This window comes from Aneurinibacillus sp. UBA3580, assembly GCF_002375825.1.
GTDB lineage: Bacteria > Bacillota > Bacilli > Aneurinibacillales > Aneurinibacillaceae > Aneurinibacillus > Aneurinibacillus danicus.
The window spans coordinates 24,949-39,958 of the sequence record NZ_DFMZ01000063.1; the positions used below are offsets into that span (position 1 = coordinate 24,949).

The following is a 15,010-nucleotide window of genomic DNA, read 5'->3' on the forward strand; positions in this document are numbered from 1 at the left end:
GCGGCCGCCATTGTAGAGATGGCCGGTGGGTCGGCGGAGCAATCTTCCCAAGCTGTAGCCATTGCACTGAAAAATATGCTGGGACTCGTCTGTGATCCTGTAGCCGGACTGGTGGAGGTTCCCTGCGTGAAAAGAAACGCAATGGGAGCCGCCAATGCCATGGTCGCCGCCGATATGGCCCTTGCAGGGATAAAAAGCGCAATTCCGACGGATGAAGTCATTGACGCTATGTACCGCATCGGCTGCGCCATGCCGAATACCCTGAAAGAAACCGCCCTGGGCGGATTGGCTGCGACACCGACAGGACGCGAGCTGGAGCGGCGGATTTTTGGGGAATAAACACATGAGCAAGAAAAACGCGCGGGCATTTTTGCCCGTCCTTTTTCCTTACAGAAGACAAGCGGCCGCTTTGCGCCTTTCGGTCAGACCAGAACATAAGCCTGGCAAGAAAGCCAGGCTTATGTTCTGCCGTCAAAATGGCAGGAGGTCAGCAGCAGATGTCATTATTTTTCACGAACCTATTTAGGTTCCTCCTGTACATTCCATGTAACGATCATACCGGCTTGCACCAGGCCTCCTCCAAATCCATAGAGCAGAATCTTATCCCCTGCTTTTATTCTTCCTTTCTCTACGGCTTCCCCCAGCGCCAGCGGAATCGAAGCCGTTGATGTGTTCCCGAAATACTCCACGCTCCATAAGGTTTTCTCTAACGGAAACCCGCTTTTTTCACATATGGATTCAATCATTCTCAGGTTGGCGCTATGGGGAATGAACCAGTCGATATCGGCAAGGGTAAGCCCTCCTTGATCCGCCAATATTTTCATTCCCGGCGGAACGGTACTCACCGCCCATTTATACACCTCGCGCCCGTTTTGCACAATACATTGTGTGTCTTTAAGCTCCTGACCGTTCATCTGTTTAGATAAGCCGCCCGTCCGGTATAAGTGAACGCCACCTTCTCCTTTGGATGTCATATAAGATGCCAGAAACCCAGGTTCTTCACTGTATTCTATAAGCATGGCCCCCGCTCCGTCTCCGAACAGGATGCATGTGGTCCGATCGGTGTAATCAATAGATTTGGACATCGTTTCAGCCCCGATGAGAAGTACCTTCCTGTGCATTCCAGAGGCAACCATTCCACAGGCGACTTGCAATCCATATACAAATCCGGCACATGCGGCATTTACGTCAAGCGCGCCGGCTCCTTCGATTCCCAGGCGGGCCTGTACCTGGCTGGCCGTATTCGGAAAAGCATAATCGGGCGTTGACGTCGCGACGAGAATGAAATCAACGTCCTGTATTGACACGTCGTATCTTTTAAGTAAATTCTCGACAGCGGATACGCATAAGTCGCTTGTAAATTCATCGGGACGCGCGAATCGTCTTTCGCGAATGCCGGTTCGGCTGCGGATCCATTCATCATCCGTTTCAAGCATTGCTGCAAATTCTGAATTCGTGAAGATCCGCTCGGGCACATACGTACCGATCGCTGTAATTTTTGCTTTTAACATAACACACCTCCTTGTCTATGATTACTTGATTATATCACCAATCATTATTACCTGGTACTAATTTTATACTGATGAGCGGTATAAATATTTGAAATTCTATGGTTCTTAAGAAGAGAATACGAACATCAAAGTACTTACACACTCACCGAGGCTTCCAATACAGTCAGGGTATTATTCACTGTATTTAAATTTACCGTGGCACCGATCGGGATGGCGGCTTTAAACAGGCCATGCGCCGTCGTCAGGTTGGTCATCAAAGGTTTGCCGAGCGGCACAATTATGTCGTTAATCAGATCCTCGTAGGTTTTCCCGTATGCCGGCTCACATCCGGTGCACTCGCCCATTATGATACCGAGACAATCGTTAAATTTTCCCGCCAGCTTTAAATGATTTATGTACCGGTATACAGTATTAATCGGCTCGTGTGTCTCCTCTAAGACCAGAATCTTCCCGCGGGTATCAATTTCATAGGGTGTCCCCAGTGTATCCGCCAGTGAAGTTAGATTTCCTCCTATAATGGGTCCCGTGACATTGCCCGCAATTCTGCTTACCAGCGGAATGCCCGGCGGGTTTTGAATCACCCGGGGTGCAGTCAGCGTGGAAGTGGCGGTGAAGAATTGGTTAAAGTTATACGGCGGCGTTTCCGGCCTGAAATCAATGAGCAGCAGACTCTGAAATGTGATAAGGTCTGATTGAAAGTATAACATATTCAACAGGATCGTAATATCGCTGTATCCCGTTACAATCTTGGGATTTCTGGCGATAACCCCATAATCGAGGTAGGGAAGAATGCCCGCCACACCCACCCCACCTCTCGTCGGCAGTATCATCTTAACGGCCGGATTCGTAAACATGCTCATGAGATCAGCGGCCCTTTGCTGATCCGTTCCCGCAAGAAATCCATTGGCGGCATATACATACTGGCCCAGAATCACATTAAATCCCATGCTGCGCAGCACCGCAATTCTGGCATCAATGATTTCCCTGGCCAGCGGGCTGCCCAGGGTAACAATGCCAATCGTATCTCCTGGCCTCAACATCGGCGGTTTAATGGCCATACCAAACCCTCTCCTGTTCTCCGGTTGTATTACATTATATATATGAAGAAAAGAGAAAAGGGCGACCAGGTATGTTTTCTGTCAAAACAGCTTTGGAGGAAGAAAAAGGAGTTCGCCTTTTTCCCCATTGAAATCATTCTCTTATTCCGTTTCTTATTTCATCGTCTCCAGTGTGCGAAACGTCTCGCTTACATATCGGAATACTTCCTCCGCTGATTCCATTTTCATTGCTTTTTCCGCATGAGCACGCGCCTCTGTTTTTGAGAGCTGCTTCAGCCGGCTCCTCGCTGGAAGAATCGAGGAAGCGCTCATGCTGAGCTCATCAAGCCCGAGTCCGAGCAGCAGCGGAATGGCCGCCGGCTCGCCGGCCATCTCGCCGCACATACCGACCCATTTTCCTTCTTTGTGCGCGGCCTGTACCACCATATTTACAAGGCGAAGAATGGCCGGATGATACGGTTGATACAAGTGCGCGACTTTTTCATTCATGCGGTCGGCCGCCATCGTATATTGAATTAAATCGTTTGTGCCGATGCTGAAGAAGTCGACCTCCTTGGCCAGCACATCAGCCAACAGCGCCGCAGCCGGAATTTCCACCATAATGCCGACCTCAAGATCGGAAGACACCGTCACGCCTTCCGCTTCCAGCTTTTCTTTTTCGCTGAGAAGCAAGCGTTTCGCTTGTCTGAACTCGTCCAATGTAGCAATCATAGGAAACATAATTTTCAAGTTTCCGAATGGGCTCGCTTTAAGCAGCGCGCGGAGCTGGGTGCGGAATACCTCTTCCATATCAAGACAGAGACGGATGGCACGCAGGCCAAGAAACGGATTCAGCTCTTTTGGCAGCGATAAATAGGACAGCTCCTTATCGCCCCCGATATCCAGGGTGCGAATGACCACCGGCTTGCCTTCCATTCGCTCGAGCACTGTCTTGTATGCGTCAACCTGCTCCTCTTCCGTAGGCAGTTGATCACGTCCCATATATAAAAATTCTGTCCGATATAATCCGACGCCTTCGGCTCCGTTGCTCAGTACGCTTGCAATATCATCCGGTGTGCCGATATTGGCGGCCACTTCGATATGCGCTCCGTCTTTCGTAACCGTAGCTTCGTGCGCAAGTTTTGCCCACTCGGCACGCTGCGCTTCATATCCCGCCTGTCTTTCTTTATACTCCTGAATTTCCTGCTCGGTCGGATGGATAAGGACTTTTCCTTCCATACCGTCTACGATAATCCAGCTATCCTGCTCAATCATTTCGGTCGCGTGTTTGGTTCCTACGACGGCCGGAATTTCCAGAGAACGGGCCATAATCGCCGAATGCGAGGTCCGGCCCCCAATGTCCGTCGTGAAGCCCTTAACATAGCGACGATCCAATTGAGCCGTGTCAGACGGGGTTAGATCCTCCGCTACGATAATGACTTCTTCGGCAATCGTACGCACATCCACAAGCGTAACTCCCAGCAGGCGGGCCAGAATGCGCCGCGTCACATCGCGGATATCGGCCGCCCGCTCTTTCATATATTCATTGTCCATCTGTTCAAATAAGGCGATAAACATATCGGCAGTTTCCCGAACCGCGTACTCGGCGTTCACATGCTCATTGCGGATTTTGTCCTGAATCGGCCCGATAAATTCGGGGTCTTCCAGCACGAGAAGATGGGCAGCAAAAATGTTTGCTTTATCTTCCCCCAATTCCGCCTGTGCTTGCTTTTTAATCGCTTCGAGCTCCCGCTTTGTCTTCTCAAGGGCAGCTATAAGACGATCCGCTTCCTGCTCTCCATTCTCTACGCTTCGCTTCTCGATGGCAAAGTCAGGAGCTTTAAGAATAAAGGCTTTGGCGATGGCAATGCCTGCGGAAGCGGCAATTCCTTCCACAATCCGTGTCATTACGCGCCCAGCCCCTGGCTTTTCATAACCTCTTCGATTTTTGCAATGGCTTCGCTTTCGTCCTGGCCCTCCGCCGTAATTTTGATTGTGGCTCCTTTGCCAACCGCCAGCGACATAACGCCCATAATGGATTTGAGGTTTACCTTTTTGCCGTTGTATTCCAGCGTGATTTCAGAAGAGAAGCGGGTGGCCGCCTGAACGAGTGCCGTCGCAGGACGGGCATGGAGTCCGGATTCGCTTACGATTTGAAATGTTTTTTCTGTCATGATTACATCTTCCTTTCTTTTATTCTTTCACAGGTTTTTTCAACAATCCTACCAGCAGAGCCGTTACGACAGCCCCGGCGATAATGGCAAGCAGATAGAGCAGTGCGCTGCCCGTTACAACCGGAATGACGAAAATGCCGCCATGCGGCGCGGGCAGACCGATGCCGAATATCATGGCAAGCGCCCCGGCAACCGCCGATCCGGCGATAAGGGAAGGAATGACCCGCACCGGATCCGCTGCCGCGAACGGAATGGCTCCCTCCGTAATAAACGAAAGCCCCATGATATAGCATGTTTTTCCCGCATCACGTTCCGCTCTTGTAAAACGGTTCTTAAAGAAGGTCGTTGCAAGCGCCAGTCCGAGCGGCGGGGTCATGCCGCCGGCCATGATGGCCGCGTGCGGCGCATAATTGCCGGCATCAATCATGGCAATGCCGAACGTAAAGGCCGCTTTATTAATCGGACCGCCCATATCAATCGCCATCATACCGCCCAGAATCAGACCAAGTACAACCAGGTTGGCCGTTCCCATTCCGGACAGCCATGCTGTTAAGCCTTCATTCACAGCTTTTACCGGATCGATGACGATATATATCATCACAAGTCCGGTCAGCAAAATACCAAACAGCGGATACAAGAGCACCGATTTGATGCCGTCAAGTGCGTGCGGTAACCTGGCAAACGCTTTTTTCAGTCCGACCACAAGATAGCCGGCCAGAAACCCGGCAATGAGTCCGCCGAGAAAACCCGCCCCTCCCGTAGCCGCCATAAGTCCGCCTACCATACCGGGAGCAAAACCGGGCCGGTCGGCGATGCTCATTGCGATAAATGCCGCCAGCACGGGAATCATCAAAGCAAAGGCGTTTTTCCCACCGATTTCTGCGAGCACACCCGCTATCGGATTATACGAGGGATCATTGGGGTCCGCTGCATGAATTCCGAACAGGAAAGAAATCGCAATCAAAATCCCGCCGCCCACGACGAACGGCAGCATATTTGAAACCCCGCTCATCAAGTGCTTATAAAATCCCGTTCGCTCCTGCCGCGGCACACCTGGCCGATTTTCTGCGGACCCGCCGCCCCGGTACACCGGCGCATCCTGCTTGACCGCCTGCTCCAGCAACTCCTTCGGTCGGCGGATTCCTTCCGCTACCGGAACTTGAATCACATGTTTTCCGGCAAAACGTTCCATCTCCACCTGTCTATCCGCCGCTACGATAATGGCTGTAGCGTTTTCAATGTCCTGCTTGGTTAACCTGTTTTTGACGCCGCCGGAGCCGTTCGTTTCTACCTTGAACGGAATCCCCATCTCCTCCGCTTTCGCTTTCAATGCGTCGGCGGCCATATACGTATGGGCAATGCCGGTAGGACAAGCCGTCACAGCCAGGACCTTTCCCAGCGGAGACGCTTCGGTTGCTTCCTGCGGTTCTCTGTCCACTTCCTGTTTTTTTTCGGAAACATCCGGTTCCTCACCGGCAAGCTCCCTTTCTTTCTCATCGATAACGCGCAGCACGTCTTCTTCGGTCGGTGCTTCAAGCAATTTCTCCCGAACGGCTGTATCCATTAACAGCGAAGACAGGCGGGCAAGGGTTTCAAGATGCTCGTTGTTCGCCCCTTCACTGGCGGCAATCATGAAGAAAAGCTTGCTGGGCTGTCCATCCAGCGCCTCATAATCAATCCCCTCTACTGCACGGCCGAAAGCAATAGCAGGCGTTTTAACCGCCGACGTTTTGGCGTGCGGAATCGCAATGCCTTCCCCAATACCGGTCGTGCTCTGTTCTTCACGCCGTAAAATAGCCGCTTTAAATTCAGCAAGATCATTCAATCTTCCGGCCTCGTCCAGCTTTGCGCATAATTCGTCAATGACCTGCTTCTTTGAAGAAGCGGTCAAATCCAATATAACGGTATCTTTTCTTAGAAGTTCCGTAATTCTCATCTTTCTCCCCCCTCATAGTTGCGTAATATGAACCTGTTCAAGCAGTTTATCAATCATCGGTCCGGTGCAGAAACCGTCAGAAAAAGCGGTTGCGCTGCCCGCTGCTACCGCATAGCGGAACGCTCCTTTTGCATCCGCCTCTCGCAAATATGCAGCCAAAAATCCTGCCACGACCGAATCGCCGGCGCCGACCGAATTCTTAAGCTCTCCTTTTGGCGCACTGGCGTACAGGACATGCTTGCGGTTGAAAAAAAGCGCGCCCGCTCCTCCCATGGATACGATCACGTTCTCGGCCCCCATGTCCACCAGCTTTTTTCCATACGGTACGGCTTCTTCGGCCGATTGTATGGTCTTGCCGAACATCTCACCCAACTCGTCCTGGTTTGGCTTAATGAGAAACGGTTGGTACGGCAATACAGGCAACAGAAAGTCCCGGGTCGCATCTACGATAATCCGTACCCCGCGTTCTTTGAGACGCTCAGCAATACGGGCATAGAAATCCGCAGGCAATGATCCCGGAACGCTTCCTGATAATACAAGTACATCGCCTGCAGCCAAACCATCCAGCTTGGTGAAAAGAAGCCGGATTTCCTCCTCATCAACCTTTGGTCCGAGGCCGTTGATTTCCGTTTCCTTATCTACCCGTAGCTTAATATTGATACGGGTATCGCCTGCCACCGGGATGAAGTCCGTTGAAATATTTTCTTTCCTCAGCGTGTCTTGAATATACGCTCCGGTAAAACCGCCAATAAATCCAAACGCCTGATTGTCCGCGCCTAATCTCTGCAGCACACGCGATACGTTGATGCCTTTTCCGCCTGGTTGCTTGGCTTCGCGGGAAATCCGGTTGGTTTTTCCGACGGTAAACCGTTCAAGCTCTACAAAGTAGTCAATTGAAGGGTTTAGCGTAACAGTATAAATCACGTCCTCACACTACCTTTATTAAAGTTTGGGTTGCAATCTCGCGCATATGTTCCGTCTCCGGTCCGTTGGTAATGATGCTCGCCTGCTCCACGTCTGCAATCTTAGAAAATGAAATGTTACCGAACTTCGTCTGATCGGCCACGACGAATACCTGATGCGACAATGAAATCGCTGTCATTTTAATCAGGGCTTCTTCCGGGTCAGGCGTTGTGTAGCCGTATTCTGTATGAATGCCGTTCACACCCAGGAAGCACTTATCAAAGCGGTATGTCTGCAGGCTCTCAAGCGCTCCCCTTCCGATGAACGCTCTGGTCTTATTTTTTATCTTTCCTCCCAGCAGGTAGGTATCAATCCCGCGCTCGAGCAACGTGTCGATTAAATGCAGTCCATTCGTTACTACGGTAATGTCTTTTTGAACGAGATATTCAATCATCTGCAGTGTCGTGGTTCCGGCATCCAAATAGATGGAATCTCCGTCTTCGACCAGTGCCGCCGCCGCTTTCGCGATACGCCGCTTCTCAGAAATATTGCGTTCCGCCTTCTCGAAAATGCTTGGCTCCCTTCGTTTTCCTTCCAGCAGAGACGCTCCTCCATGAATTCGTCTCAGGCAACCTTCTTTTTCAAGCTGAATTAAATCCCGGCGGATCGTTGACTCCGAGGTGCCCGTGGCATCTACCAGTTCCTGCATTTTCACGACCTGTTTTTGTTTTAGCAGCGCGAGAATCATCTGGTAACGCTCTGGAGTTAACAATCTTCTATTCCCTCCTCTCATTTCTTTTATGATTGCCTTGAGTATAACCAAAATAAACAGATTTATCAATCAAAAAAATTCAAATTCATTCAAATTGATTCAAATTCATTCAAAAAAATTCACAAAAAAGACTGATACACCATTCATGCATCAGCTATCCTTAAAAAAATAAGAACGCAACCTACTATCAAGAGAAAGCTGCGTTCTTTTCGATCTTCACTTTTCCGAAAGCTTCGTTGACGCTATCGCAGCGTTATATACATCATAGAAGGGGACTCCCGTGGTTTCTGCGATACGGCGTACGTCTTCATATTCCGGAACTTGTCGTATGACTTTGCCTGCTTTGATTGCCTGTTTCACCTTTACGGTTCCAAACGGCGTTTCCATATCAACAATCTGCCGCTGCAGCATACGCCGCTCCCAGAGACTTTTCCGCACTCCGAGCGTCGTTGTCTCAAGCAACAGAATCTCTTCACAGGCTGCGGCATTTTGCGGAGCGGCAAGTACCGTCACTAAAACGCCAGGCCGGCTCTTTTTCATATATACCGGCGTATAAAACACATCCAGCGCCCCGGCATCCAAAAGCTTCGGAAGCACATAACCAAAGTGTTCTCCATTCATGTCATCCATCTGGCATTCCAGGACAGATATCGTTTCGATCTCACCGCGTCTACGCGAAGAATCCGAAAGTTCACCGATAATCACTCGCAGCACATTGGGCCGGTCCGGAATGTCCTTCGTACCGGCTCCGTAACCGATGGCGGTAACGGTCATGGACGGCAGCGGGCCAAATGACTGAACCTGCCCCGCAATAATGCCCGCTCCGGTTGGTGTGGTTAACTCATATGGCAGCGTGCTTTGCATAAGCGGTACGCCGCGCAGCATGTCGAGCGTGGCCGGTGCCGGAACCGGGTATATGCCATGGGCACAGTGAATATGCCCGGACCCGAGCGGAACCGCAGATGCATAAACGGCCTCTACTCCTAGCTCTTCGAGCGCGATGGCTACCGCTACGATATCAACGATGGAATCGACTGCGCCTACTTCATGAAAATGAACGTCTTCGACAGGAATTCCGTGAATGGCAGCTTCGGATTCTGCGATCGGCGCGAAAATCTGTTTACTCCGTACTTTTACGCCTTCCGGTAAATCCGATGCATCGATCATCCGGATAATTTCACGGTAATGCCGATGCTCATGATGCCCGTCTCCATGATGGTGCCCACCGCCGTGTTCGTGATGGTGGGCGTGTGTGTGCTCATGGAGATGATCGTGGTCATCTTGATGATGCGTATGATCGTGGGAATGGCTTTCCGCTACCAGGTGCACATCGAATTTAGTTGCGGAAATTCCTTTCCTTACAACCGTTCTCCATTCAATCTCATATCCGGAGACCGGCAGTTTTTTCAATTCTTGCTCAATCCGCTCTGCCGAAGCACCGGCATCTACCAGGGCCCCTACTGTCATGTCCCCGCTGATACCGGAAAAACAGTCCAGGTACAATACTCTCAATTGCTCTCCTCCTCCAAGACCGGCCTTTGCGCTGCTGTATGAATAGTATGATTGATGGTCGCCGCATAATAACCGGCGCCAAATCCGTTATCAATATTGACGACGGCCACGCCGCTTGCGCAGGAGTTCAGCATGGAAAGAAGGGCCGCAATTCCATTCATGCTGGCTCCGTATCCTACGCTTGTAGGAACCGCAACGACGGGTTTGGAGACGAGACCGCCCACTACGCTTGCAAGCGCTCCTTCCATTCCGGCCACCACAACGACCACATTCGCCTCCTGGATGATGTGAGTTTTATCGAGAAGCCGATGAATCCCCGCAACGCCTACATCATGAATCGTTTCTACGCGGTTGCCCATAAGCCGCGCGGTAATAGCAGCCTCTTCCGCTACCGGAAAATCGGATGTTCCGGCAGATACGACGACAATATAGCCCTCTTTCAAAGATTCTTCATATTGCTGGCTGATCCAATGAAACGTGCGGGCCAGGGAATGATAGTGAAAGACTTCTCCCGGATAGCGTTCTTTAAGATGGCGCAGCAAAAACTCTGCTTTCTTTTGATCTACTCTTGTCGCCAACACTTTTGGATGTTTACGCATAAGCTGCTCAAAAATGCCAAGCAGGTGCTCCGGGGCTTTTCCTTCCCCAAAAATCACTTCCGGAAATCCGGTCCGCTTCTCACGGTGTGTATCCAATGTGGCATATCCCAGCGCTTCATACGTTTTCAGCCTTTCTTTCGCTTCTTCGACAGATAATGTTCCCTGCTGAACCTGGGTCAGCCATTCCGTCAGCTTGTCGTTCATTTGCGCAGCGCCTCTTTCAGTACTTCATTCATGCTGCCGGAACGGTATCCTTGCAAATCCAGGGTAACGTAAGAGAAGCCGTAGGATTTCAGGGCACGATCGATTTTCTCATGGTGCTCAAGCACTTTTGGCATATCTTCCGGCGTGACTTCAATTCTTGCAATCTTATCGTGGTGGCGCACACGAACCTGATAGAGGCCGAGATTTAACAGGAACGTTTCCGCCAAATCAAGCTGGTCAATCTTTTCCTGTGTAATCTTCGTTCCGTACGGAATACGGGAAGACAGGCAGGCAAAAGACGGTTTATTCCATGTAGGTAATCCCATTTCTTTTGACAGCATCCGGATTTCTTCTTTGTACAATTCCGCTTCCTGCAGCGGACTTCGCACACCGCGCTCCCGGGCCGCTTTCATGCCCGGACGGTACTCTCCCAAATCATCCATGTTGGAACCGTCTACAATGGTATACGTCTCACCATAGCGATCGATCAATTCCTGTACATGGCTATACAGTCCGCTTTTGCAGTGGAAGCAGCGATCCGGTTCGTTTTTCACAAAATCGGCATTCGTAAGCTCGCTAACCCTTGTCTGAATATGCCGTACTCCGATGCGTTCGGCGAGGCTTACGGCCAGATTGAATTCGCGGGTCGGGAAGGTTTCGGATGCCGCAGTAACGGCAAGCACATTCTCTCCTAACGCTTCTTTGGCCCGCGCAAGCAAGAACGTGCTGTCCACACCGCCAGAGAAAGCGACGAGCACACGTCCCATGCTCTGAAGAATTTCTGTAAGATGCCGGTTTTTCTCTTCCAGTGTTTTGGTCATTACAGCCACGTCTCCTTATCTATATAAATCAATCATAACAATCAGCGCATATTACATTTATTACATTGTAATACTCTGTTTTATTATGCCATTAATTTCTCTATCTGTCTGCATATGAATATCTATTGCTTCACTTCAAAGTGCAGCGGCTTTCCCTTAAGACCCGCGATAATGTTTTGTGCGGCTGTCATCGCCATGTTTTCCCGGGTGGCAATGCTGGCGCTTCCGATATGAGGCAGTACCGTGACGTTCGGCAGGGACAACAGGGGATGAGCAGGATCAACCGGCTCTCTTGCAAAAACATCAAGCCCGGCGGCCCAGATCTCCTTGTTCTTCAATGCGCGATAGAGCGCCTCCTCATCGACGTTTGTGCCGCGGGACGTATTGATGAAGACGGCGTTTGATTTCATGAGTTTGAATTCCCGCTCACCCAGCATATGTTTATTCTGCGCGGAGCCCGGAGCCAGCAAAACGACAAAGTCGGATTCACGAAGCAAATCATCCAGCCCACGGTACTCGACGCCCCATTTCTCTTCGGCTTCCGGCTTTCGATTCCGATTGTGATACAGCACCTTCATTTCGAAGCCAAGCGCCCGGCGGGCCACGCCTTCTCCAATACGCCCCATTCCGATAATGCCAAGGGTTGCCCCGTATATATCCTGTCCGGTTAGAAGCATCGGCCCCCAGCTTTGCCATTGTCCGCTGCGCACGTATTCCGAACCTTCCACGATGCGTCGGGCGGTGGCCATCAGAAGCGCAAACGTTAAATCGGCCGTAGCCTCCGTTAGAATGCCCGGCGTATGTCCTACAGGAATTCCGCGCTCGCCTGCTGCCTGTATATCGATATTGTCAAATCCGACAGCCATGGTGCTGATGACTTTCAAATTGGGGGCTCCCTCAATAATAGCCCGGTCAATGCGGTCGCTTACATTTGTGAAAAGCGCAGCCGCGTCTTTCATTTCATGCGCAAGTATGTCATACGGAATCGCTTCCTCTTCCGAATCCCACACATACGTTTCACCGTGCTCTTTCAGTAATTCCAGCGCAGGCCCGGGAATTTTTCTTGTTACGACAATTTTAGGCTTATTCACATGCTCACCCCGTTTTATGGTAATGTGTACGACAAAGGAACAGCCTGACTCTTTTTCGTGCTGTTCCTTTGTCGCTCCTATTCTCTTATTATCCTCCTATACTCGTTGCGGCGCCAGTTCAACCGCCTGACGAATGGCTTCCCTTAAGCTTAAATCGTCAGCGATGCCTTTGCCAGCAATATCAAAGGCGGTTCCGTGATCGACGCTTGTACGGATAATTGGCAATCCGACCGTAATATTTACGCCCGCTTCCAGTCCCAACACCTTGACCGGTCCATGCCCCTGATCGTGGTACATGGCGACCACGATATCAAAGTCACCGCGCGTCGTACGGAAGAAAAGCGTATCGGCCGGGAGAGGGCCGGATACGAGAATGCCTTCTTCCCGGGCTTTTTGTACAGCGGGCACGATCTTTTCTTCTTCTTCCCCGTAACCGAACAATCCGTTCTCGCCGGCGTGCGGATTGATGCCGCAGACCGCGATGCGCGGTTGTTCGTATCCGGCTTTGTGCAGTGTATCGTGCGCCAGTTTAATGACCGTGTATACGCGAGACGGATTAATTTTTTTCACGGCGTCCAGAAGTCCAATATGCGTCGTGACATGGATAACTTTTAGCTTCGGGGCAGACAGCATCATCGAGTAGTCGGACGTACCGGTAAGCTCTGCAAGAATTTCTGTATGACCCGGATAGATATGCCCGGCTTTGTGCAGTGCCTCTTTGTTTAACGGCGCCGTACAGATGGCGTCGATTTTTCCTTCATTGGCGAGTTGAATGGCTTTTTCCAGGTAGCGGAACGCCGCGTTTCCAGCTTCCGCTGAAATCTGTCCGAACGGCAAATCCGCCGGCAGTAAATCAAGGTCGATACACTCAACCGTTCCGTACGCAAAAGCAGCCTCATCCAGCGATGCAATCCGGCGTACTTGTGCAGTGTTTCCGACAATGCCTGCGGCGCGCTCCAGAAGTTTTGCGTCCCCGATGACGAAGGGTCGGCATATGTTATATATTTCTTCATGCTTCAGTGCTTTCATGATGATTTCCGGACCGACGCCCGCGCCGTCCCCCATCGTAATGCCGATAATCGGGTTTTTTTCTTCCATTTTTTTCATCCCCTTTACGCTTTACGGTTTATAACGCCCTACGCAGTAATTCTTCCAGTCCTTTTTGTGTCGGAACGCGCGGGTTGTTCCGGACAAGGCGGGCAATTTCTAATGATTTCTCGGCAATGCCCGGTAGATCTTCTTCTTTAATCCCAATCTGCGAAAGGCGTGTGGGCAATCCAATGTCTTCAAGTAATTCAAATACGGCATCCGCCGCCGCCCATGCTTTTTCTTTCGCGCTCAGGCCTTCTGTCTGAACACCAAACGCTTCGGCAACCGCACCGAGCTTTTCGGTTTCTGTCGCTGCGTTATACTGCATGACGTACGGCAGCAAAAGCCCGGTCGTCTCTCCGTGCGGGGATTTTACAAGACCGCCAATCGGATAGGCGAGCGCATGCGCGAGTGCAGTTCCGGCATTGGAGAATGCCATGCCGGCAAGCAGACTGCCGATGAGCATATTGCCCCGCGCTTCGAGATTGCTTCCCTGCTGTACGGCAAGCGTCAGGTTTTGAGCAATAAGTTTGATGGCATGCAGGGCCAGCGCATCGCTAATCGGCAGCGATCCCTGGAATAAAATCGGCCCTTCTGCCTGAATGTATTTAAAATCTTTTGCGGTATACGCCTCAACGGCATGCGACAGAGCATCGATACCCGAGCAGGCCGTTACATACGGCGGCAGGCCAACCGTCAGCTCCGGATCGAGCAGCGCGACCGCAGGACGCAGGTAGTTGTCAGAAATACCAGCTTTGATATTGTTTTCCGTATCGGTTAAGACAGCGACGGACGTTACCTCCGAGCCGGTACCCGCCGTTGTCGGGATGGCAATAAGCGGTGCGATCGGACCCGGAATTTGATTCTCGCCGCCGTAGTAATCAAGCGGATGGCCGCCGTATTTGACGAGCAGCGCGGCAATTTTGGCCATATCGATGCTGCTGCCGCCGCCAAGCCCGATGATGGCGTCGGTTTCCATTTGCGACCTGGCAAATTCATAGCATTCGATCGCGCTTGACACCGGCGGTTCCGGTACCACGTTGTCATAGACGATCACTTGATAGTTTGCGTCTTTTAATAGAGATACGACACGGTCGGCGATGCCCGCTTTCACGATGCCGGGATCGGTAATGAGCAGGACATTCTTGGCCCCGATACGCTGTAAAATGGCATCAAGCTGGTTGATGGCGCCGTTTCCGAAAACGATCCGTTCTGTTGAATAAAACTCCCATGTATTTCTCACGATTTTAGCCCCTTTTCTGTGAAAATCTTGAGGAAAGAAGGAGAAGAGGAAGGAAAAAAGATCTAAGGAAGAAAAAAGCGGTCGCCTTTTTCTACATCAAAATCCTCTCCTCATTCTT

General features: G+C 51.1%; 14 protein-coding genes. 1 reads left to right on the forward strand and 13 read right to left on the reverse strand.

Going from position 1 to position 15,010, the window contains the following annotated elements; all coding sequences use genetic code 11:
- Positions 1-339, forward strand: a 339-nt coding sequence (locus B2899_RS10120) for an L-serine ammonia-lyase, iron-sulfur-dependent, subunit alpha (RefSeq protein ID WP_286885526.1), incomplete at its 5' end; no start/stop codon positions are given.
- Positions 340-518: 179 nt separating this feature from the next.
- Here B2899_RS10120 and B2899_RS10125 read toward each other — a convergent pair.
- The 13 genes from B2899_RS10125 to B2899_RS10185 form a co-directional block, all read right to left on the reverse strand.
- On the reverse strand, positions 519-1,511 hold the full coding sequence (locus B2899_RS10125; protein WP_146811368.1) for a ketoacyl-ACP synthase III: 993 nt from the start codon (positions 1,509-1,511) through the stop codon (positions 519-521).
- A 134-nt stretch (positions 1,512-1,645) separates the two neighbouring features.
- Complete coding sequence (locus B2899_RS10130; protein WP_146811367.1) at positions 1,646-2,569, reverse strand: S66 peptidase family protein; 924 nt, start codon at positions 2,567-2,569, stop codon at positions 1,646-1,648.
- Between the two features lie 153 nt (positions 2,570-2,722).
- Positions 2,723-4,456, reverse strand: a complete 1,734-nt coding sequence (ptsP, locus tag B2899_RS10135) for a phosphoenolpyruvate--protein phosphotransferase (protein WP_286885528.1) — start codon at positions 4,454-4,456, stop codon at positions 2,723-2,725.
- Positions 4,456-4,722: a phosphocarrier protein HPr gene (locus tag B2899_RS10140; protein WP_146811365.1), complete on the reverse strand. Its 267-nt coding sequence runs from the start codon at positions 4,720-4,722 to the stop codon at positions 4,456-4,458. The genes ptsP and B2899_RS10140 overlap by 1 nt, the downstream gene beginning before the upstream one ends.
- Positions 4,723-4,741: 19 nt before the next feature.
- Positions 4,742-6,658: a PTS fructose transporter subunit IIABC gene (locus B2899_RS10145; protein WP_286885530.1), complete on the reverse strand. Its 1,917-nt coding sequence runs from the start codon at positions 6,656-6,658 to the stop codon at positions 4,742-4,744.
- 12 nt (positions 6,659-6,670) lie between these two features.
- Positions 6,671-7,582: a 1-phosphofructokinase gene (gene pfkB / locus B2899_RS10150; RefSeq protein WP_146811363.1), complete on the reverse strand. Its 912-nt coding sequence runs from the start codon at positions 7,580-7,582 to the stop codon at positions 6,671-6,673.
- A 4-nt stretch (positions 7,583-7,586) separates the two neighbouring features.
- Positions 7,587-8,333 (reverse strand): DeoR/GlpR family DNA-binding transcription regulator, encoded by a 747-nt coding sequence (locus tag B2899_RS10155; protein WP_286885533.1) that lies wholly within the window; start codon positions 8,331-8,333, stop codon positions 7,587-7,589.
- Positions 8,334-8,549: 216 nt separating this feature from the next.
- Positions 8,550-9,845 carry a nickel pincer cofactor biosynthesis protein LarC gene (gene larC / locus B2899_RS10160; protein ID WP_286885535.1) on the reverse strand — a complete coding sequence of 432 codons (1,296 nt, stop codon included), beginning with the start codon at positions 9,843-9,845 and terminating at the stop codon, positions 8,550-8,552.
- Positions 9,842-10,648, reverse strand: a complete 807-nt coding sequence (gene larB, locus B2899_RS10165; protein ID WP_146811360.1) for a nickel pincer cofactor biosynthesis protein LarB — start codon at positions 10,646-10,648, stop codon at positions 9,842-9,844. The genes larC and larB overlap by 4 nt, the downstream gene beginning before the upstream one ends.
- On the reverse strand, positions 10,645-11,469 hold the full coding sequence (gene larE / locus B2899_RS10170) for an ATP-dependent sacrificial sulfur transferase LarE (protein WP_146811359.1): 825 nt from the start codon (positions 11,467-11,469) through the stop codon (positions 10,645-10,647). Before larE ends, larB begins: the two co-directional genes overlap by 4 nt.
- A 122-nt stretch (positions 11,470-11,591) precedes the next feature.
- Entirely contained in the window at positions 11,592-12,560 is a 969-nt protein-coding gene (locus tag B2899_RS10175; RefSeq protein ID WP_146811356.1) for a 2-hydroxyacid dehydrogenase, read from the reverse strand.
- 96 nt (positions 12,561-12,656) lie between these two features.
- Positions 12,657-13,658: a 4-hydroxythreonine-4-phosphate dehydrogenase PdxA gene (gene pdxA, locus B2899_RS10180; RefSeq protein WP_286885539.1), complete on the reverse strand. Its 1,002-nt coding sequence runs from the start codon at positions 13,656-13,658 to the stop codon at positions 12,657-12,659.
- Between the two features lie 28 nt (positions 13,659-13,686).
- On the reverse strand, positions 13,687-14,892 hold the full coding sequence (locus tag B2899_RS10185) for a hydroxyacid-oxoacid transhydrogenase (RefSeq protein WP_146811354.1): 1,206 nt from the start codon (positions 14,890-14,892) through the stop codon (positions 13,687-13,689).
- Positions 14,893-15,010 lie beyond the last annotated feature (118 nt).

Excerpts from the sequence above, each read along its gene's own strand:
- B2899_RS10140 (WP_146811365.1), bottom strand. The coding sequence starts at position 4,722 with ATGACAGAAAAAACATTTCAAATCGTAAGCGAATCCGGACTCCATGCC.
- B2899_RS10145 (WP_286885530.1), bottom strand. The coding sequence starts at position 6,658 with ATGAGAATTACGGAACTTCTAAGAAAAGATACCGTTATATTGGATTTG.
- B2899_RS10125 (WP_146811368.1), bottom strand. The coding sequence starts at position 1,511 with ATGTTAAAAGCAAAAATTACAGCGATCGGTACGTATGTGCCCGAGCGG.
- B2899_RS10130 (WP_146811367.1), bottom strand. The coding sequence starts at position 2,569 with ATGGCCATTAAACCGCCGATGTTGAGGCCAGGAGATACGATTGGCATT.
- pdxA (WP_286885539.1), bottom strand. The coding sequence starts at position 13,658 with ATGGAAGAAAAAAACCCGATTATCGGCATTACGATGGGGGACGGCGCG.
- larE (WP_146811359.1), bottom strand. The coding sequence starts at position 11,469 with ATGACCAAAACACTGGAAGAGAAAAACCGGCATCTTACAGAAATTCTT.
- larB (WP_146811360.1), bottom strand. The coding sequence starts at position 10,648 with ATGAACGACAAGCTGACGGAATGGCTGACCCAGGTTCAGCAGGGAACA.
- ptsP (WP_286885528.1), bottom strand. The coding sequence starts at position 4,456 with ATGACACGGATTGTGGAAGGAATTGCCGCTTCCGCAGGCATTGCCATC.